Origin of the sequence: Streptomyces tatrensis (assembly GCF_049310065.1) — a bacterium.
Classification (GTDB): domain Bacteria; phylum Actinomycetota; class Actinomycetes; order Streptomycetales; family Streptomycetaceae; genus Streptomyces.
Window position 1 is genome coordinate 3,251,718 of record NZ_JBMDLB010000011.1, and the last position, 17,743, is coordinate 3,269,460.

Below are 17,743 nucleotides of genomic sequence, written 5' to 3' on the forward strand. Positions count from 1 at the left end.
ACTGGCGAGTAGCCAGAACCTACGAAGACCCTTCAGGTCCCGAAGCCCAAGGTGCCCACTGAGGCTTGTTTCCGCTCCGATGAGCGATCATCGATACATTTGCGTTCAAGTCTTGAACGCACAAAGGGTGGCACCCAGTGCCACCCTTTGAAAGTCTTATCCGTGACCGTGACGCTCATCTGAGCGAAACCTCACCCATGCGTGGCGTATGTCACGCCACACATGGCACGCTTTGCCAGCGAATTCTCAGCCTCCGGACGTGTCCAGTTCGGCTTCCTCGCTCACGCCCGCGCAGTCGTACGGATCCTTCAGCCACCCCTCGGGCAGGACAACCCGGTTGTTTCCGGACGTACGGCCCCGCGGACCGTCCGCGCTGTCCGGCCAGGGCTGATCCAAATCCAGCTCGCTCAGATGAGCGTCCAGCTCGGCCAGGGAGGAGGTGACGGCGAGCTTCTGCCGCATCTCCGAACCCACCGAGAAGCCCTTGGTGTACCAGGCCACGTGCTTACGGAAGTCGATCACCCCGCGCGCCTCGTCGCCGATCCACTCCCCCAGCAGCTGGGCGTGGCGGAGCATGGTCTGCCCGACCTCCCGCAGCGTGGGCTTGTGGAAGTCCTCGGGACGCCCCTCGAAGGCCGCCACGAGGTCGTTGAAGAGCCACGGGCGCCCCAAGCAGCCGCGCCCGACGACGACGCCGTCGCAGCCGGTCTCGCGGACCATCCGCAGCGCGTCCTCGGCGCACCAGATGTCGCCGTTGCCGAGGACCGGGATCTCCGGCACGTGCTCCTTGAGCCGCGCGATGGCGTCCCAGTCGGCGGTGCCGCCGTAGTGCTGGGCGGTGGTGCGGCCGTGCAGGGCTATGGCGGTGATGCCCTCCTCGACGGCGATCCGGCCGGCGTCGAGGTAGGTGAGGTGGTCGTCGTTGATGCCCTTGCGCATCTTCATCGTGACCGGCAGGTCGCCGGCGCCCGCGACGGCCTCGCGCAGGATCGCGCGCAGCAGGTTCCGCTTGTACGGGAGGGCCGAGCCGCCACCCTTGCGGGTGACCTTGGGCACCGGGCAGCCGAAGTTGAGGTCGATGTGGTCGGCGCGGTCCTCTTCGACGATCATGCGGACCGCCTTGCCGACCGTCGCGGGGTCGACCCCGTACAGCTGGATCGAGCGGGGCTTCTCGGTCTCGTCGAAGTGGATCAGCTGCATGGTCTTCTCGTTGCGCTCGACCAGGGCCCGGGTCGTGATCATCTCGCTCACGAACAGCCCCTTGCCGCCCGAGAACTCGCGGCACAGCGTACGGAACGGGGCATTGGTGATGCCGGCCATCGGCGCGAGCACCACCGGGGGCTGCACGGTGTGCGGGCCGATCGCGAGAGGCGGGGGGAGCGTGGTCATCCCACCATTGTGGCTCAGCCGCGCCGTTGATCGCATGTCGTTAGTTAGCCGTACTATCGTCCCCATGGACGAGCTGACCCAGCGGCGGCGCCTGCTGATCCTGACGATCTGCTGCATGAGCCTGCTCATCGTCAGCCTGGACAACACCGTCCTGAACGTCGCGCTCCCCTCCATGCGCCGCGATCTGCACGCCTCCGTGGCCGGCATGCAGTGGACGATCGACGCGTACACGCTGGTCCTGGCCTCGCTGCTGATGCTGGCCGGCTCCACCGCGGACCGGATCGGGCGCCGCAAGGTCTTCATCACCGGCATCGTGCTCTTCACCGCCGGCTCGGTGCTCTGCTCGCTCGCGCCGAGCCTGGGCTGGCTGATCGCCTTCCGGATGATCCAGGCCGTCGGCGGCTCGATGCTCAACCCGGTCGCCATGTCGATCATCACCAACACCTTCACCGAACCGCGCGAGCGCGCCCGCGCCATCGGCGTCTGGGGCGCGGTCGTCGGCATCTCCATGGCCGCGGGCCCGCTGATCGGCGGCCTGCTCGTGGACTCGGTCGGCTGGCGGTCCATCTTCTGGATCAACCTCCCCGTCGGCCTCCTCGCCCTGGTCCTGACCCTGCGCTACATCCCGGAGTCCCGGGCCGGCCATCCGCGCCGCCCGGACCCGGTCGGTCAGCTGCTGGTCATGGGGCTGCTCGGCTCGGTCACGTTCGGGATCATCGAGGCCCCCGCCGCCGGACCGGTCTCCCCGCTGATCCTGGGCTGCGCACTCGTCGCCGTCGCCTCCCTGGCCGGGCTGCTGGCCTACGAGTCACGGCGGGCGGAGCCCCTGATCGACCCGCGGTTCTTCCGCAGCGCCCCCTTCAGCGGGGCCACCGTGATCGCGGTCAGCGCCTTCGCCGCGCTGTCCGGGTTCCTGTTCCTGAACACCCTCTACCTCCAGGACGTACGGGGCCTGGGCGCCCTGGACGCCGGCCTCTACATGCTGCCGATGGCGGTCTTCGCGTTCCTCTGCGCACCCGTCTCGGGACGGCTCGTCGCCACCCGGGGGCCGCGGCTGCCGCTGCTGGTCGCGGGCGTCACGATGAGCGCGAGCGGGCTGCTGTTCGCCGCCTTCTCGGCCGAGAGCTCGACGCCGATGCTGTTCTGCGGGTACGTGCTCTTCGGCATCGGGTTCGGCCTGGTGAACGCCCCGATCACCAACACCGCCGTCTCCGGGATGCCGCGCGCCCAGGCCGGGGTGGCCGCCGCGGTGGCCTCCACCAGCCGGCAGACCGGCGGGGCGCTGGGCGTGGCCATCGTGGGCGCGGTCCTGGCCGCCGGGATGGCGGGCGGGTCCGGTTCCGCCGCCCAGTTCGTGGCCGCGGCCCGGCCCGCCTGGTGGATCATCACGGTGTGCGGACTGCTCGTCCTGTGCGTCGGCTTCGCCACCAGCGGCGGCTGGGCCCGGGAGACGGCCCTGCGCACGGCCCGCGCCCTGGAGCCGCAGGCCGGCCCTTCGAAGACGGGCGCCGCACCGCGGCACTGAGCCGGGGCTGCGGGGCTGCCTAACGGGACCTACTCGCCGCAGGCGAAGTCCTCGCTGTGCGAGTCGATCCGGTCCAGCAGGCCGCGCAGCACGTCCTGGTCCCGGTCCGAGAGGCCGGCGAACAGGGCGAGCTCCACCGCGTCGAGGGCAGCGTTCGTCTTCGCGAGGGCCGCGGTGCCGGCGTCGGTGATGGCCACGTTGTGGCGGCGGCGGTCGGCCGGGTCCCGGCGGCGCTCGACGAGTCCGTCGCCCTCCAGGTCGTTGAGGATCCCGACGAGCACGCTCGGGTCCACCTCCAGCCGCTCCGCCAGCGCGCCCTGGCCGATGGGCCCGCCGTCCAGGTGCGACAGGGCCATCGCGTGGCGCGGGGTGAGTCCGGCGGCGCTGAGCGCCGTCTTCATGCGGGTCTGGGTGACCGATCCGTGCCAGGCCAGCAGCATGCCCAGCCGCTGCGGCGGATGCGTGGGGTCCTGAGGCGCCGTCATGTCCACATCGTAACAACCGGGAAATGATTGTGCTCTATCGATCGTTGATGGTATTCAATGGTTCTACATCACCGATCGTTGGAGCCCGCCATGTTCATCGCCTACGCCGTCGTCGCCGGACTGCTCGCCCTCACCCTCGCCGCGTCCGCGACCTTCACCCTCCAGCGCAACCCCGCGGTCACGGAGAACATGACGAAGGCCGGAGTGCCAGACTCCTGGCTCCCCCGACTGGCCACCCTCAAGGCGGCCGGCGCGGTCGGCCTGGTCGCGGGCCTGTGGCTGACCCCGCTGGGCGTCGCCGCCGCCATCGGCGTGACCTTGTACTTCATCGGCGCCGTCATCACCCACCTGCGCGCGAAGGACTACGACTTCGCCCCCGCGGCCGTCCTCACCCTGGTCGCGGCGGCGGCCCTGGTCCTGCGCGTGGCGGCCTGACGCCGGACATCGAACGCCGGTCCACACGGGCGAGTGACAGATATTGAAATCTGTCACTCGTCATGCCACTCTCGTTCCATGACGACGAACCCGAGCACCTCAGCGCAGCCCACCTCCCCGCACCGCACCCTCGGCACCACCGGACCCGCGGCCTTCCCCCTGGGGCTGGGCTGCATGGGGATGTCCGCCCTCTACGGCGAGGCCGACCGGGCGGAGTCCCTCGCCACCATCCACGCCGCCCTCGACGCCGGGGTCACCCTCCTGGACACCGGCGACTTCTACGGCATGGGGCACAACGAGCTCCTCATCAACGAAGCCCTGCGCACGGCCCCCGCCGCGGCCCGCGAGCAGGCGCTGACCAGCGTGAAGTTCGGCGCCCTGCGCACGGTCGAGGGCGGCTTCACCGGATACGACGGGCGGCCTGAGGCCGTCAAGAACTTCCTGGCCTATTCGCTCCAGCGGCTCGGCCGGGACCACATCGACATCTACCGCATCGCCCGCGTGGACCCCGACGTGCCGATCGAGGAGACCGTCGGCGCCATCGCCGAGGCCGTCGCCGCCGGGCACGTCCGGCACATCGGGCTCTCCGAGGTCGGCGCGGACACCCTGCGCCGGGCCGCCGCCGTGGCTCCCATCTCCGACCTCCAGATCGAGTACTCCCTGATATCGCGCGGAATCGAGGAGGAGATCCTGCCGACCGCCCGCGAGCTCGGCATCGGCGTCACGGCGTACGGAGTGCTGTCCCGCGGCCTGATCAGCGGCCACTTCACCCGCGACCGGGCGCTGGCTCCGGGCGACTTCCGCGGGATGAACCCGCGCTTCCAGGGCGGCAACCTCGACCGGAACCTCGACCTGGTCGACGCCCTGCGCAAGGTCGCCGACGAGAAGGGCGTCACCGTCGCCCAGACGGCCATCGCCTGGGTGCTCTCGCGGGGCGAGGACATCGTGCCGCTGGTCGGCGCCCGCAGCCGAGACCGGCTCGGCGAGGCGCTGGGCGCCCTCCACGTCGCCCTGACCCCCGGCGACCTCGCGGCCATCGAGGCCGCGGTCCCGGCCGGTGCTGCCTCCGGCGATCGGTACCCGGCGGCCCAGATGGCCCATCTGGACAGCGAGCACTGATCCGGCTGTACGGTCGTACTCATGCCACCCGCAGCCGCCGAACCCCTCACTCCCGAGCGCATCCTCGAAACCACCGAGGAGGTGCTGCGCCGCTTCGGCCCGACCAAGGCGACGGTGGTGGACGTGGCGCGCGCCCTGGGCGTCAGCCACGGCAGCGTGTACCGGCACTTCCCCTCGAAGGCCGCGCTGCGCGAGGCCGTCACGGACCGCTGGCTCGCCAAGAGCGTGGTCATGCTGGAGGAGATCGTCTCGGCGCCGGCCGAGCCGGCCCCCTCCAAGCTGGAATCGTGGCTGGAGGCGCTGTTCGAGGCCAAGCGCCACAAGGCGGGCGACGACCCGGAGCTGTTCGCGACGTACATCGTGCTGCTCGCCGAGAGCAGCGGCGTGGTGGAGCACCACATCACCGAGCTGATCGAGCAGCTGTCCCGGATCATCGGCGAGGGGGTCACGGCGGGATCGCTCAGCGCGCCCGACGTACCGGCCGCCGCGCGCGCCGTCTTCGACGCCACCGGCCGCTTCCACGATCCGCAGTACGCGGCGGACTGGCTGGCGCCGACCATCACCGCCGAGTTCGAGGCGGTCACCGCCCTGGTCATCCGGGGCCTGCGCGCCTGACGGCCGGAGCCGGACACCCTGGTCTTCCTGGTGATCACCGCTCTCGTCGCGCTGATCGGCGCGCACTCGGCCCGCGCCCTGCTCGTCAAGGACTCGGGGGTGACGGGTCTGTTCGGCGCGCTGTGCGTCGCCACCCTGTTCGCCCCCCGGCCGCTGATGTTCTACTTCGGCCGGAAGTTCGGGACCGACGGGACCAAGGAGGGCGTGGCGTACTTCAACGGGCTCTGGCAATACCCGGACTTCCGCGGGGCGATGCGACGGATGACCACCGTCTGGGGCGTCGCGTACCTGGTGGAGGCCGCGCTGCGGGTGGCGCTGGCGTACACGCTGAGCGTCGACACGATGGTCTGGGTCAGCCCCGTCCTGATCTACGGCTTCCTGGTCTCGCTGATCTTCTGGACCGTCCGGTTCTCGAAGCGCACCCGGGCCGAGGGCGAGGCCCGGGCCAGGGCCAGGGCCGCCTCGGCAGCAGAGGCCGGCAGTCCGGCGCCGGCGTAGCGGCCCGTGAGACGGCAGTGGCCCGGTGCGCGATGCGCACCGGGCCACTGCCGCATCCGCGGCGGAACCTAGCAGCCGAGCAGGCGGCTGCCGAGGTAGCTCTGGATCTGGTCCAGGGACACGCGCTCCTGCTTCATGGTGTCGCGCTCGCGCACGGTCACCGCGTTGTCGTCGAGGGTGTCGAAGTCGACGGTGACGCAGAACGGCGTACCGATCTCGTCCTGGCGGCGGTAGCGGCGGCCGATGGCGCCGGCGTCGTCGAACTCGATGTTCCAGTGCTTGCGCAGGTCGGCGGCGAGGCCCTTGGCCTTCGGCGACAGCTGCGCGTTGCGGGACAGCGGCAGGACGGCGACCTTGACCGGGGCCAGGCGCGGGTCGAGGCGCATCACGGTGCGCTTCTCCATGACGCCCTTGGCGTTGGGGGCCTCGTCCTCGTTGTACGCGTCGAGCATGAAGGCGAGCATGGCGCGGTTGACGCCGGCCGCCGGCTCGATGACGTACGGGGTGTACTTCTCCTTGGTCTCCTGGTCGAAGTACACCAGGTCCTGGCCGGAGGCCGCGGAGTGCGCCTTGAGGTCGAAGTCGGTGCGGTTGGCCACGCCTTCGAGCTCGGAGAACTCATTGCCACCGAAGTTGAAGCGGTACTCGATGTCGGCGGTGCGCTTCGAGTAGTGGGACAGCTTCTCCTTCGGGTGGTCGTACCAGCGGATGTTCTCCTCGCGGATGCCGAGGTCGCGGTACCAGTTCCACCGCTCCTGCATCCAGTACTCCTGCCACTGCTCGTCCTCGCCCGGCTTGACGAAGAACTCCATCTCCATCTGCTCGAACTCGCGGGTGCGGAAGATGAAGTTGCCGGGGGTGATCTCGTTGCGGAAGGACTTGCCCATCTGCGCGATGCCGAAGGGGGGCTTCTTGCGCGAGGTGGTCATCACGTGGGCGAAGTTGGTGAAGATGCCCTGGGCGGTCTCGGGGCGCAGGTACGCCTTGGAGCCGGTGTCCTGGGTCGGGCCGAGGTGGGTCTCCAGCATGCCGGAGAACTGCTTGGGCTCGGTGAACTGGCCCTTCACACCACAGTTGGGGCAGTTGATGTCCGCGAGACCGCCCGCGGGCACGCGGCCGTGCTTGGCCTCGTACGCCTCTTCCAGGTGGTCGGCGCGGTGGCGCTTGTGACAGGAGGTGCACTCGGTCAGCGGGTCCGAGAAGGTACCGACGTGGCCGGAGGCCACCCAGACCTCGGGAGCCAGGATCACGGACGAGTCGAGGCCGACGATGTCCTCACGCCCGGTGACCATCGCCTTCCACCACTGGCGCTTGATGTTCTCCTTGAGCTCGACACCGAGCGGACCGTAATCCCAGGCAGCCCGAGAGCCGCCGTAAATGTCACTGCACGGGAAAACGAAGCCACGGCGCTTGCTCAGGCTGACGATGGTTTCGATCTTGTCGGCGGCCACGGTGCTCTCTTCATTTACGAGGACGAACGGCGAAGCCTCAAGGTTACCGGCGCCCGCACCCCCCCTTTCAAATCGGGACCCCCGCCCACGGGCCCTCCGCACCCCCCTCACCTGGGTTTTTGACAATCGTTTCCATCTTTGATGAAAATGGATGTCATGAACGTACGACGACGCCTCATACCCACCGCCGCCCTCGCCGCGACCGTCGCCCTCGCCGCCACGGCCCTCACGGCCTGCTCGGGCACGGCCGGAGCCGCCGGGGCCAAGGACGGCAAGCTCGACGTGATGGCGTCGTTCTATCCGATGCAGTTCCTCGCCGAGCAGATCGGCAAGGACCACGTGCAGGTCGACACCCTCACCAAGCCCGGGGTCGAGCCGCACGACCTGGAGATCACCCCGAAGCAGACCGCGCAGCTCGGCGAGGCCGATGTCGTCCTCTACCTCAAGACGCTGCAGCCCGCCGTCGACAAGGCCGTCGCCCAGTCCGGCGTGAAGAACATCGTCGACGCCGGCACCCTCACCAAGCTGGAGGTGCACGGCACCTCGGGCCACGACGAGCACGGCAGCGAGCCGGGTCACGGCGAAGAGGGCCACGAGCACACCGACGGCGACGAGCACGCCAAGGACGACGGCCACAACCACGGCGAGTCCGGCGAGGACCCGCACGTCTGGCTCGACCCGGTCAAGTACGCGGAGATCGCCAAGGGCGTCGGCGCGGCCCTGGAGAAGTCCGACCCCGACCACGCGGCGGACTACAAGAAGAACACCGACGACCTCGTCGCCAAACTGGGCGCGCTCGACACCGAGTTCAAGGACGGCCTGAAGAACACGGCCTCCAAGACCTTCATCACCACCCACTCCGCCTTCGGCTACCTCGCCGAGCGCTACGGCCTCGACCAGGAGGGCATCTCCGGCGTCGACCCCGAGTCCGAGCCGAGCCCGGCCCGGATGAAGGAGCTGCAGACCCTCGCGAAGCAGGACAATGTGTCGACGGTGTTCTTCGAGACCCTGGCCAGCGACAAGACGGCCAAGACCCTCGCGGCGGACACCGGCCTGAAGACCGACGTCCTGGATCCCCTGGAGGGAATCACGGACAAGTCCCAGGGCGCTGACTACTTCGAGGTCATGCGGTCCAACCTGAAGAACCTCCAGAAGGCACTCGGCACCAAGTAATGGCAACAGCAGTAGCGGCATCGGAGGCGCGAGCCATGGAGTCCAAGCCCGAGCAGGCGCTGGACCAGCCCGTCATATCCCTGCGCGGGGCCACGGCCTCGCTCGGCTCGCGCCCCGTGCTGCGCGGCATCGACCTCACCGTCCGCAGCGGTGAGGTCGTCGCGCTGCTCGGCGCCAACGGCTCCGGCAAGTCCACGGCCGTCCGCGCCGTGGTCGGCCAGGTTCCGCTGAGCGACGGCGCTCTCTCCCTCTTCGGCACCGAGTTCAAGCGCTTCCGCGACTGGTCGCGCATCGGGTACGTGCCCCAGCGCACCACCGCCGCCAGCGGGGTCCCCGCCACCGTCCGCGAGGTCGTCTCCGCCGGCCGGCTCGCCCGCACCCGTTTCGGGTTCCTGCGCAAGGCCGACAAGGCCGCCGTGGAGCGCGCGCTGGACCTGGTCGACATGGGCTCCCACGCCGACGCCTCCGTGAACGCCCTCTCCGGCGGCCAGCACCAGCGGGTGCTCATCGCCCGCGCGCTCGCCGGCGAACCGGAGCTGCTGATCATGGACGAGCCGATGGCCGGCGTGGACCTGGCCAACCAGGAGGTCCTCGCGAACGCCCTGCGCAGCCAGGTCGCCGCCGGCACCACCGTGCTGCTGGTCCTGCACGAGCTGGGCCCGCTGGAGCCGCTCATCGACCGCGCCGTCGTCCTGCGCGACGGCTGCGTCACGCACGACGGCCCGCCCCCGGAGGCCCTGGGCCAGCACGCGCTACCGGGCCACGACCACGTACACCCCCACTCCGCGCACGACGCCGAGCCCCTCCGGACGGGACTGCTGAGCTGATGGACCTCCTGAACTACGCCTTCATGCAGCGAGCGCTGATCGCCGCCGGTCTGGTGGGCATCACGGCGCCCGCGATCGGCACGTACCTCGTCCAGCGGCGCCAGGCCGTCATGGGGGACGGCCTGGGTCACGTCGCCATGACGGGTGTCGCGCTCGGCTTCGTGATGAACACCAGCCCCGTGTGGATGGCCACCCTCGTCGCCGTCCTCGGTGCCGTCGGCATGGAGCTGATCCGCTCTCGCGGCAAGACCAGCGGGGACGTCGCGCTCGCCATGCTCTTCTACGGGGGTCTGGCCGGCGGCGTCATGATCATCAACCTGGGTGGCGGATCCACCTCGATGCTGCTCGGCTCGATGTTCGGCTCGATCACCACGGTCTCCACCCAGGACGTCACCGCGATGGTCATCCTGGCCGTCTTCGTCCTCGCCGTCACGATCGGTCTGCGCCGCCAGCTCTTCGCCGTGTGCCAGGACGAGGAGTTCGCCCGGGTCACCGGACTGCCGGTACGCGCCCTCAACCTGCTGCTCGCGATCACCGCGGCGGTCACCGTCACCGTCGCCATGCGGATCGTCGGCCTTCTCCTGGTCAGCGCCATGATGGTGATCCCGGTCGCGGCCTCTCAGCGGCTGACCCGCGGCTTCGCCGCGACCCTCGGCCTCGCCATGGCGATCAGCACGACCGTCGCCCTCAGCGGCACGGCGGTGACGTACTACATCGACGCCCCTTCGGGTGCCTCGATCGTGCTGATGGCCATCGCCGTCTTCGTCGTGCTGACGGCCCTGTCCACCCCCCTGGCCCGGCGCCGCGCCAGGGCCGCCCGCGCCGCCGAAGAAGTCTGTACGCGGGACGACGTAAAGGTATGACGACCTCGGGCAGTCGGCCGCCTGGCACAATGGGCCGCACCCGAGACGAGGAGGAACCGGTGGCGACTGCGCCTGGCGAGATGAACACCGCGCCAGTACGAGGACGATCCACCCGACAGCGGGCCGCCGTAGCGGCGGCGCTGGACGAGGTGGACGAGTTCCGCAGTGCCCAGGAACTCCACGACATGCTCAAGCACCGCGGTGATTCCGTGGGCCTGACCACCGTCTACCGCACCCTGCAGTCCCTCGCGGACGCCGGTGAGGTGGACGTACTGCGGACCAGCGACGGCGAGTCCGTCTACCGGCGCTGCTCCACCGGGGACCATCACCACCACCTGGTCTGCCGCAAGTGCGGCAAGGCCGTCGAGGTGGAGGGCCCGGCGGTGGAGAAGTGGGCGGAGGCGATCGCAGCCGAGCACGGCTTCGTGAACGTCGCCCACACCGTGGAGATCTTCGGCACCTGCTCCGACTGCGCGGCGGCCGCCGCCTAGGCCGTCCTAGAGACGCGTCAGGTTCCGGTCGAGGATCGCCCGCAGCCGGTCGACGTCGCCGGGGTGCTGGGCTCCGCGCTTCGGCAGCACTCCGATGGCTGCCGCGCGCTTGCCCCCGATGAGGACGAACAGGTCGGGGGTCTCGACGTACCGCGGGAAGACCTTCCAGTCGGCCGCGAAGGACATGCTCTCGCCCGTCGTCACGGCACCCCGCTCGTCGGCCGTCGTGCGGCACTCCCCGTACTGCCCCACGACGCTGTGGATCTGGCGGGCCATGCTGCGCCGGACGCGCAGGGCACCGTAGTACCCGGCGCCCAGCGCCAGCACCCCGCCGACCACCAGGATGACCGGCAGGACCCCGCGGATCAGCCCGAACATCGTCACCAGGACGGCCGTCATCAGCGGGATCGCGGCCGTCTCCGCCCGGCCCGCTCCCGTCCGCCGGGCGCGGGCCCGTACGGCCCCGAGGGAGTCCGCGAGCGTCGGCCGGTACACGAATACGACCTGCTGCGTCTGCTGTGTCTGATCCCCACCCATGTCCATGACACAGGAGGGTAGACGAGGCTCAGGCCGAGGTGCCCGGCTCCCCCTGGTTCGGGACGGCCCCGCCGAAGCGGCGGTCGCGCTGGGCGTACTCGTAGCAGGCCTGCCAGAGGTTGCGGCGGTCGAAGTCGGGCCACAGGACGTCCTGGAACACCATCTCGGCGTACGCGCTCTGCCAGAGCAGGTAGTTGGAGGTGCGCTGCTCGCCGCTCGGGCGCAGGAAGAGGTCCACGTCCGGCATGTCCGGGTAGTACATGTACTTCGCGAAGGTCTTCTCGTTGACCTTCGACGGGTCCAGCTTCCCCGCCGCCACATCGCGCGCGATGGCCTGCGCCGCGTCCGCGATCTCCGCGCGGCCGCCGTAGTTGACGCAGAAGTAGAGGGTCATCGCGTCGTTGTCGACGGTCTGCTCCTGGGCGACCTGGAGCTCCTGGACGACCGACTTCCACATCTTCGGCATGCGGCCGGTCCAGCGGATGCGGATGCCCAGCTCGTTCATCTCGTCGCGGCGGCGGCGGATCACGTCGCGGTTGAAGTTCATGAGGAAGCGCACCTCGTCGGGCGAGCGCTTCCAGTTCTCCGTCGAGAAGGCGTACAGGGAGAGGTTCTTGACGCCCATCTCCAGGCAGCCCTTGAGCACGTCGAGCACGACGCCCTCGCCCACCTTGTGGCCCTCGGTGCGCGGCAGCCCGCGCTCCTTGGCCCAGCGGCCGTTGCCGTCCATGACGATCGCGACGTGGTTCGGGACGAGCTCACCGGGGATCTTCGGCGGGCGCTCACCGGAGGGGTGCGGCTCGGGAACCTTGTACTCGCGGCGAGAGCGCCCCAGAATCCCGCGTCGTGCCATGTGCCCAGCTCCTATTTCTCGACGTATCGAAGGGAGCGTAGCCCGCGCTCCAGATGCCAGTGCAAGTAGGCGGAAACCAGCCCGCTTCCCTCCCGCACGTGACGCGCCTCGCACGCGTCGGCATGCCCCCAGTCGCCCGTCAGCAGTGCGCTGAGCAGGGCGATGGCCTCCGACGAGGGTACGACGCTGCCGGGAACGCGGCAGTCGCCGCATATGACCCCGCCCGCGGCGACGGAGAAGTGCCGGTTGGGGCCGTGGAGTCCGCACTTCGCGCAGTCGTCGAAGCTGGGCGCGTAGCCGTTCACGGCGAGGGAGCGCAGCAGGAAGGCGTCGAGGATGAGGTTCGGGGCGTGTTCGCCGCGCGAGAGCGTGCGCAGGGCGCCGACGAGCAGCAGGTACTGCTGTACGGCGGGCTCGCCCTCGTGGTCGGTGAACCGCTCGGCGGTCTCCAGCATCGCGGTGCCGGCGGTGTAGCGGGCGTAGTCGGTGACGATGCCGTTGCCGTACGGGGCGATGATCTGGGTCTGCGTGCAGAGCGGCAGGCTGCGGCCGATCAGTTCGCCGCTGCGCGAGAAGAACTGCACGTCGGCGTGGGAGAAGGGTTCCAGCCCGGCGCCGAACTTGGACTTGGTGCGCCGGACACCGCGGGCGACGGCCCGGACCCGGCCGTGGCCCCGGGTCAGGAGCGTGATGATGCGGTCCGCCTCACCCAGCTTCTGGGTGCGCAGCACGATGCCGTCGTCGCGGAACAGACTCATGGAGTCCATTGTCCTGTACCCCACCGACAGGGCGGACTCCCCCGGCGAAGCGGACTCCCCGACAAGGCGGACTCCCCGGAACGGCAGCGTCCCCCGCCGGGCACGAGGCCCGGCGGGGACACCCCTTGGGAGGATCAGGCGGTCGGTGCCGGGGCGGGCTCGCCCTCGCCCGACTGGGCCGGAATGGCTGCCGTGGGCTCGTCGTCCGACGCCGCTGCGCCGGCCTTCGGAGCGTCGGTCTTCGACGCGTCGGCCTGCGGGGCGCCGTGCGCATCGTCCTTGCCCAGACCGTTGAAGATCAGGTTCAGGACGATGGCGGCCGTGGCACCGAGGGTCACACCGCTGTTGAGGAGCGAGGAGAGGTCCGCGTCCATGTGGTCCTTGAAGAGGACCGGGACGGTGGCGGGAAGCAGCGCGAAGGCCAGGGAGACACCCACGATGAGCGCGTTCTTCTCCTCCTTGAGGTCGACCTTGGCCAGGGTCTGGATGCCCGCCAGGGCGACCATCGCGAACATCACGGTCGCGGCGCCGCCGAGCACTCCGTGCGGGACCGCGGCGACGATCGCGGCGGCCTTGGGGAGCAGGCCGAGCACGATCATGAAGACACCCGCGGCGACCACGACGAAGCGGCTCTTGACCTTGGTCATGCGGACCAGGCCGACGTTCTCCGCGAAGGCCACGTACGGGAAGGAGTTGAGGACACCGCCGAGGGCGGTCGCGGCGCCGTCGGCACGCAGGGCGCGGGCCACGGTCTCGCTGTCGATCTCCTTGCCGACGATGTCGCCGACGGCGTAGGTGTCGCCGGTGGTCTCGACCATGGTGATCAGCATGACGATGAGCATCAGGACGATCGGGAACCACTCGAACTTCGGGGCACCGTAGTAGAACGGCGTGGTGATGCCGATCCAGTCCGAGTTGCTCACGTTGCCGAACTTGGCGTCGCCGAGCAGGAAGGCGACGGCGGTGCCGCCGACCAGGCCGAGCAGGATGGAGATGCTGTTGAGGAACGGCCGGCCGAGCTTCATCAGGATGAGGATGAAGAGCATCGTGCCGCCGGCGTAGGCGAAGTGCTTCGGGTCGCCGAAGTCGGGGCTGCCGAGGCCGCCCGCGGCGTCGTTCAGGCCGACCGGGATCAGCACGATGCCGAGGACGGTGATCACCGTGCCGGTGACGACCGGCGGGAAGAGCCGCATGATCAAGCGGAAGGCCTTGGGAGGCAGCCAGGCGAAGGCGAAGGTGGCGATGCCGGCCGTGATGACCGCGCCGTAGATGACGAGGAGGCCCGCCGTCCCGCCACCCGCTCCGAGACCTATGGCGATCATCGGGGACACCGCGGTGAAGGTGACGCCCTGGATCAGGGGCAGCCGCGCCCCGATCCTGCCGATGCCCCACGCCTGGATGATCGAGGCGATACCGCAGGTGAGGAGGTCGGCATTGATCAGGTAGACCAGCTGCTCGGCGGAGAGCCCGAGGGCACCACCGACGATGATCGGAACGATCACCGCACCGGCGTAGAACGCGAGTACGTGCTGGAAGCCGTACAGCGCGAGCTTGGGGAGGGGGAGCACCTCGTCGACCGGGTGCGTGCTCTGCTTTCCGGTGGCGGAAAGCGGTGCGGCGACACGTGCCATCTCTGCCTTGCCCTTCAATGAGGTAGGTAACTGAGAAGAAGCGATAGGAAGCTGGTTGTCCCTGGCCGAAGTGGGTCGTTAGCCCGTTGATCCGTCAGGGTTGTCATTGCGTCCACGTGAATCGAAGCGCCGCGGTGTTACCGGCGACGTCTCCTCGTGTGACCGGAATTGAACGCCTGTGGGGCCGCTCACAGATATCGTCGACTTCTACAAAATGTTGACCCACCGGCGTGCAGGATCTGGAGATTTCTCCAGTGGCGGAGACCCCTGGTGTCGTCTATGGCCAACGCTTCGCGAAATCGCCGCTTCCCGCTGCGCGAACGCGAACCGCGTGCGCGGTGACGTGCGGGTTAACACCCCACAGGTCGTTCGGCCACGCAAAGAAGAAGGCTCCGCTCCGTCCGTCCACCTGGTGGAAACACCCCGTACGGATGGCACGCCTCCGCGGTTCACGGCACGCGGAAGGATCTCCGAATCGGGGATGCGAGGCCCGATCGTTATCTCAGATTGTGCCGTTTTCGACCACACCGTGAGACGCGGCCGCGGCCGAAACCGCCAGCGCCGCAGAAACGATCGCCTGCGCCGCCGTCGCCGCGGCGAGCACCGGATCCGTACGGCGGTGGGCGCGGCCCAGCATGAAGGCGCCTTCCAGCAGCGCGATCACCGAGACCGCCGTGTCGTGGGCGGCTCCGATGCCGTGGCCGGCGTAGTACGCGGCCAGCGCGTCGGTCCAGGAAGTGAAGATCTCGGAGGTGGCCCGGCGCAGCCCCTCGTGGGTGCTCGCCACCTCCAGCGCGACCGTCGCGACGGGACAGGGATCGGCGAAGTCGAGCTCCTCCAGCGTCACGGCCGCACCCGTGAAGGCCTCCCGCGTCGCCAGGACGGGGTCGTGGGCATGGCCCGAGCCCGGCCCGAAGAGGTCGCCGATCAGCTCCAGATAGGTCGCGCCGGTGCTGCGCAGGACCTCCTCCCCCAGCTGGGCCTTGCCTCCGGGGAAGAAGTGGTAGGCGGACCCGTAGGGCGCCTGCGCCGTCGCCACGATCTGCTTCATCCCCGTGGCCGCGTACCCCTGGCGGCGGAAGAGTTCGGTCGCCGCGCCCAGGATGCGTGCTCGCGTATCGCCTGTCGTCGTCATCGGGGCTAGTCTCTCACTAGATCGGTCTATCTAGTGGATTCGACCAGGGGGAATCGCATGCACTCCATCGCACTCGGCTCCGGCACCATCGAGTACACCGACACCGACGCCGGCGCCGGCGCCGACACGGGAACGGATACCGGCCCCGGGGCGGCGGCGGACGGGCCCGCCCGCGAGACGCTCGTCCTCGTCCCCGGCCTCGGCTTCGACGCGTCCGTCTGGCAGCCCGTCGTCGACGACCTGCGCGACGACTTCCGCGTCCTCGTCCCGGTCCTCCCCCTCGGCGGCCACCGCCTCCCCATGAACCCCGGCGCCGACCTCTCCGCCCACGGGATCGCGGCCCTCCTGGCCGAGTTCCTCGACCGCCTCGACCTGCGCGGCGTCACCCTCGTCCAGAACGACGCCGGCATCGCCCAACTCCTCGTGGGCGTGCACGACGAGCGGATCGCACGCCTCGTCCTCGCCTCCTGCGAGGCCCTCGACAACTACCCGCCGGGCCTCCAGGGCAAGGCCCTGCACACCGCGAGCAAGATCCCCGGAGCGCTCCACCTGCTCCTGCGGTCCTTCCGCTCGCCCTTCCTCGCCGGGATGCGGACCTCCCTCGGCGGCATGGCGAAGCGGCCGATCCCGCACGATCTGGTCCTGCGCTGGTACGGCCCGCTGCTCACCGACCCGGACATCCGCCGCGACCTCGGCGCGTTCCTGCGCAGCACCCGCAAGGACACCTATGTCGAGGCCGCCGAGCGGCTGCGCTCCTTCGACCGCCCGGCCCTCGTCCTCTGGGGCGCGGAGGACCGGATGATGCCGCCGCGGACCGGGCGCCGGCTCGCCGAACTGCTGCCGTACGGCCGGTACGAGGAGGTCCCGGACGCCCGGACGCTGATCCCCTTCGACAACCCCCGGGGGCTGTCCCTGGCCCTGCGCCGCTTCATCGCGGCGCACCCCGCCCCGGTGGCACGGGGCGCCGCCTGAGGCCCGCAGGGGACCGTACGAGACCCCGTACGGTCCCCTGCGGGCGCGGTCGGGGCCCCTACGGCGCCCGGACCGCCGACAGCAGCCGCGCGACCTCGTCCGCGTCGATCCGCAGCGCCGCGCCCACGGTCGCCAGCACCTCGCGCTCCGCGGGGATGTACGGACCGTCCGCCAGCGCGACGCGCGCGCCCTGCAGCAGGATCGATTCGCGGCCCGGGCCGGCCAGGTGCGGGGCCAGCGGCTCCAGGGCCTCGTGCAGCTCGATCGAGAGCGCGGCGCCGTAGCAGTCGGGGCCGTTGTAGAGCCCGAGCCTGCCCTCCTCGGCGGCCAGCCCGTCGACGAGGGACTCCAGCTGCTCCTCGGAGCAGTCCTGGAACCCGGCGGACCGTACGGCTCCCGCGGCGGCCTCCAGCGCGCTGCGCGAGGCCGTCCCGCCGGCGGCCAGCACGGCCAGGATCACGGTGTGCACGGCGTCGCGCAGCAGCGTGGAGAAACGGGTGGTGGTGAGGTGGTCAAGGACCTCGGTGCCGAACCGTTCGCGGCAGCCCTGGCACTCGACGACGGGACCCGCCTGCCCGCGGGGCAGCAGCGGCACACCGAGGACGGTGAACCGGCGGCGCCCCGTGCGCCGGCGGTAATTGCGGTCGCCACCGCAGTCGGGGCAGAAGAACTCCCCGTCACCCACGGTGCTCCAGGTGGTGCGGATACCCCAGACCGTCAGCTTCCGGCCGTCCCCACCCCGAACTGGCAGCACGTCGCACCTCCGTAACCTTCCGGCAACATCGCCGGGTTGGCGTGATGTTAGCCACATCGGTGAGGCTGCGTCAGTCGTGTGACAAGACAACATCGCCCCGCCGCCGTACTTGGCCGATCTGCGCCCCTGCCCGCACCGGGCGCCGCACCGGGTCCCACCTGCGCGCCCGTGCTCCAGGGCCGCCCCCGGCTTCCCTGCGCTCGGCCGCATGAACGAGAAGTCCTGTCCGGTG

General features: G+C 70.1%; 19 protein-coding genes. 10 read left to right on the forward strand and 9 right to left on the reverse strand.

The genetic code is table 11. The features are described 5' to 3' along the window. Nucleotides 1-246: 246 nt before the first annotated feature. Nucleotides 247-1,389 carry a tRNA dihydrouridine synthase DusB gene (gene dusB, locus ACODT5_RS30580; RefSeq protein WP_250754282.1) on the reverse strand — a complete coding sequence of 381 codons (1,143 nt, stop codon included), beginning with the start codon at nucleotides 1,387-1,389 and terminating at the stop codon, nucleotides 247-249. Nucleotides 1,390-1,453: 64 nt separating this feature from the next. On the opposite strand from dusB, the gene ACODT5_RS30585 reads away from it, so the two are divergent. Then, complete coding sequence (locus ACODT5_RS30585) at nucleotides 1,454-2,914, forward strand: MFS transporter (RefSeq protein WP_422522382.1); 1,461 nt, start codon at nucleotides 1,454-1,456, stop codon at nucleotides 2,912-2,914. Between the two features lie 29 nt (nucleotides 2,915-2,943). Here ACODT5_RS30585 and ACODT5_RS30590 read toward each other — a convergent pair whose 3' ends face one another. Next, on the reverse strand, nucleotides 2,944-3,399 hold the full coding sequence (locus ACODT5_RS30590; protein ID WP_422522383.1) for a MarR family winged helix-turn-helix transcriptional regulator: 456 nt from the start codon (nucleotides 3,397-3,399) through the stop codon (nucleotides 2,944-2,946). 90 nt (nucleotides 3,400-3,489) lie between these two features. On the opposite strand from ACODT5_RS30590, the gene ACODT5_RS30595 reads away from it, so the two are divergent. The 4 genes from ACODT5_RS30595 to ACODT5_RS30610 all read left to right on the forward strand — a co-directional run bounded on the left by ACODT5_RS30595 (nucleotide 3,490) and on the right by ACODT5_RS30610 (nucleotide 6,066). Then, complete coding sequence (locus tag ACODT5_RS30595; RefSeq protein WP_422522384.1) at nucleotides 3,490-3,834, forward strand: DoxX family protein; 345 nt, start codon at nucleotides 3,490-3,492, stop codon at nucleotides 3,832-3,834. Nucleotides 3,835-3,912: 78 nt separating this feature from the next. Further along, a complete protein-coding gene (locus ACODT5_RS30600) occupies nucleotides 3,913-4,953 on the forward strand; it encodes an aldo/keto reductase (protein WP_422522385.1) in 1,041 nt (346 codons plus the stop codon). Nucleotides 4,954-4,974: 21 nt separating this feature from the next. Further along, nucleotides 4,975-5,568: a TetR/AcrR family transcriptional regulator gene (locus tag ACODT5_RS30605; RefSeq protein ID WP_422522386.1), complete on the forward strand. Its 594-nt coding sequence runs from the start codon at nucleotides 4,975-4,977 to the stop codon at nucleotides 5,566-5,568. A 27-nt stretch (nucleotides 5,569-5,595) separates the two neighbouring features. Then, nucleotides 5,596-6,066: a VC0807 family protein gene (locus ACODT5_RS30610; protein WP_422525092.1), complete on the forward strand. Its 471-nt coding sequence runs from the start codon at nucleotides 5,596-5,598 to the stop codon at nucleotides 6,064-6,066. Between the two features lie 68 nt (nucleotides 6,067-6,134). Here the strand turns inward: ACODT5_RS30610 and ACODT5_RS30615 are convergent, their stop codons facing one another. Further along, a complete protein-coding gene (locus ACODT5_RS30615) occupies nucleotides 6,135-7,517 on the reverse strand; it encodes a glycine--tRNA ligase (RefSeq protein WP_422522387.1) in 1,383 nt (460 codons plus the stop codon). A 156-nt stretch (nucleotides 7,518-7,673) separates the two neighbouring features. Between ACODT5_RS30615 and ACODT5_RS30620 the strand changes: the two genes are divergently transcribed. From ACODT5_RS30620 to ACODT5_RS30635, 4 genes are read left to right on the forward strand one after another with little or no spacing between them, the layout of a single operon-like run. After that, entirely contained in the window at nucleotides 7,674-8,690 is a 1,017-nt protein-coding gene (locus ACODT5_RS30620; protein WP_422522388.1) for a metal ABC transporter substrate-binding protein, read from the forward strand. Nucleotides 8,691-8,725: 35 nt separating this feature from the next. Beyond that, nucleotides 8,726-9,517 carry a metal ABC transporter ATP-binding protein gene (locus ACODT5_RS30625; RefSeq protein WP_422522389.1) on the forward strand — a complete coding sequence of 264 codons (792 nt, stop codon included), beginning with the start codon at nucleotides 8,726-8,728 and terminating at the stop codon, nucleotides 9,515-9,517. Further along, the gene (locus tag ACODT5_RS30630; protein ID WP_422522390.1) at nucleotides 9,517-10,380 is read left to right on the forward strand and encodes a metal ABC transporter permease; all 864 of its coding nucleotides are present in this window, start codon (nucleotides 9,517-9,519) and stop codon (nucleotides 10,378-10,380) included. Before ACODT5_RS30625 ends, ACODT5_RS30630 begins: the two co-directional genes overlap by 1 nt. A gap of 59 nt (nucleotides 10,381-10,439) precedes the next feature. After that, the gene (locus ACODT5_RS30635) at nucleotides 10,440-10,871 is read left to right on the forward strand and encodes a Fur family transcriptional regulator (protein ID WP_327252681.1); all 432 of its coding nucleotides are present in this window, start codon (nucleotides 10,440-10,442) and stop codon (nucleotides 10,869-10,871) included. 6 nt (nucleotides 10,872-10,877) lie between these two features. Here ACODT5_RS30635 and ACODT5_RS30640 read toward each other — a convergent pair whose 3' ends face one another. The 5 genes from ACODT5_RS30640 to ACODT5_RS30660 all read right to left on the reverse strand — a co-directional run bounded on the left by ACODT5_RS30640 (nucleotide 10,878) and on the right by ACODT5_RS30660 (nucleotide 15,785). Then, a complete protein-coding gene (locus ACODT5_RS30640) occupies nucleotides 10,878-11,414 on the reverse strand; it encodes a YcxB family protein (RefSeq protein WP_422522391.1) in 537 nt (178 codons plus the stop codon). A 22-nt stretch (nucleotides 11,415-11,436) separates the two neighbouring features. Continuing rightward, nucleotides 11,437-12,261 (reverse strand): isoprenyl transferase, encoded by an 825-nt coding sequence (locus ACODT5_RS30645; protein ID WP_356515452.1) that lies wholly within the window; start codon nucleotides 12,259-12,261, stop codon nucleotides 11,437-11,439. An 11-nt stretch (nucleotides 12,262-12,272) separates the two neighbouring features. Then, the gene (recO, locus tag ACODT5_RS30650; RefSeq protein ID WP_250754311.1) at nucleotides 12,273-13,019 is read right to left on the reverse strand and encodes a DNA repair protein RecO; all 747 of its coding nucleotides are present in this window, start codon (nucleotides 13,017-13,019) and stop codon (nucleotides 12,273-12,275) included. 134 nt (nucleotides 13,020-13,153) lie between these two features. Then, nucleotides 13,154-14,650, reverse strand: coding sequence for a nucleobase:cation symporter-2 family protein (locus ACODT5_RS30655; protein WP_422522392.1), 1,497 nt, complete (start codon nucleotides 14,648-14,650; stop codon nucleotides 13,154-13,156). A gap of 502 nt (nucleotides 14,651-15,152) precedes the next feature. Further along, a complete protein-coding gene (locus tag ACODT5_RS30660; protein ID WP_422522393.1) occupies nucleotides 15,153-15,785 on the reverse strand; it encodes a TetR/AcrR family transcriptional regulator in 633 nt (210 codons plus the stop codon). Nucleotides 15,786-15,842: 57 nt separating this feature from the next. Between ACODT5_RS30660 and ACODT5_RS30665 the strand changes: the two genes are divergently transcribed. After that, a complete protein-coding gene (locus ACODT5_RS30665) occupies nucleotides 15,843-16,757 on the forward strand; it encodes an alpha/beta fold hydrolase (RefSeq protein ID WP_422522394.1) in 915 nt (304 codons plus the stop codon). Between the two features lie 58 nt (nucleotides 16,758-16,815). On the opposite strand, the gene ACODT5_RS30670 is transcribed toward ACODT5_RS30665, so the two are convergent. Further along, a complete protein-coding gene (locus tag ACODT5_RS30670; RefSeq protein WP_422522395.1) occupies nucleotides 16,816-17,511 on the reverse strand; it encodes a TerB family tellurite resistance protein in 696 nt (231 codons plus the stop codon). Between the last annotated feature and the right edge of the window lie 232 nt (nucleotides 17,512-17,743).